Origin of the sequence: Methylobacterium sp. E-025 (genome assembly GCF_022829705.1) — a bacterium.
Classification (GTDB): domain Bacteria; phylum Pseudomonadota; class Alphaproteobacteria; order Rhizobiales; family Beijerinckiaceae; genus Methylobacterium.
Window position 1 is genome coordinate 1 of the sequence record NZ_JAKSYR010000151.1, and the last position, 1,161, is coordinate 1,161.

The window sequence follows — 1,161 nt, forward strand, 5'->3', positions numbered from 1 at the left end:
CCTTCACTGCCGGCCGTTATTCCGATGCAGCCGTCATGACTACCGGCATGGTCTGCGTCACCGGCGGTGATCGGGGCCGGTGTGGGGTGGCGCACAGGGTGCGGTTTTCGCCGGTTCGGATGCGGGCCGGCGGCTCAGCAAGCAGACGTCCTGCGCCGCGACCGAAGCGGAAGCGCCTCTCCCTCCCCCCCCGACGGATCTCGTGCCTGCCCGAGATCCGCCCCGTGTGTGCCCAAATCGGGCGGGCCCGACTTGGGTGCGGGGGAGGGTGGCCCGCGAAGCGGGTCGGGAGAGGGGAGCGCCGCATCCGGCACTGTCGCTCCCCTCTTCCGACCCTCGCTGACGCGAGGCTCACCCTTCCCCGCAGAGGGGGGAGGGAAGTTGGGGTGGATTCACCGTCGCCTGGATGGATGAAGGCTGTTGCCCGTCTGAGCCGGGGGGCGGATCAGCGATGCGCAGAGACGGGTTTGCTGGCCGAGCCCTGTTCCGCGCCGCGCGGGCGGAACGCCCGGCTGCCGAGAGCGAAGAAACCCACGGCCCCGCCGATGACGACGCCGACCAGCAGAAGGAGGAGATTCGTGTCGGGCATCGCTCAACTCTCGCTCTGGATGAACCGAATGACGAACTGCCCGGAGGCGGGCAGCGCGGCGCCGAGGAGCATCCACCAGATGGCTTCGCCCTGCGGCCAGTTGTGATCCTTGACGTAGGGTACGATGAAGGCGGCACCTACGATAGCGATCCCCAGCGTGTTCGAGAAGCTGCCATAGAGCTTGATGTGCTCATTCCAACGCTTGGCCTCGAGCTTCCTGAGATCGGGCTCGAGTTCGATCCGCCTCCGCCGATGCGAGAAGTACAGTCGCAGAGCCGCGGCCGCAAAACCGGCCAGGGCGCCGAGAAGGGGAAGGGCCAGCCTGGTTCCGGTTCGGTCGGCGATCCAGTTGGCCGAGCCGTCGAGAAGACCTGCGAGGTCGCCGGGCATCGATTTCCCCCTCGGAGACCTGCGCCGGGAAACGGGCGCTCCCGACCGGCGGGACAATGTGCGTCGTAGGCGGATGGACGCCGCCGTCGCCAAGCTTGGACGCGACCCGTTGGTCGACCTGCACCGGCCGTGCGATCGAACGCGACGAAAACGGCCGGTGCTGGACGCCTCGGGGCGGGACG

The 1,161-nt window shown here is 68.5% G+C and carries 2 protein-coding genes; both read right to left on the reverse strand.

Going from position 1 to position 1,161, the window contains the following annotated elements:
- Nucleotides 1-445: 445 nt before the first annotated feature.
- A complete protein-coding gene (locus MKK64_RS22055) occupies nucleotides 446-589 on the reverse strand; it encodes a hypothetical protein (RefSeq protein WP_187274983.1) in 144 nt (47 codons plus the stop codon).
- 3 nt (nucleotides 590-592) lie between these two features.
- On the reverse strand, nucleotides 593-979 hold the full coding sequence (locus MKK64_RS22060; protein ID WP_147844623.1) for a hypothetical protein: 387 nt from the start codon (nucleotides 977-979) through the stop codon (nucleotides 593-595).
- Between the last annotated feature and the right edge of the window lie 182 nt (nucleotides 980-1,161).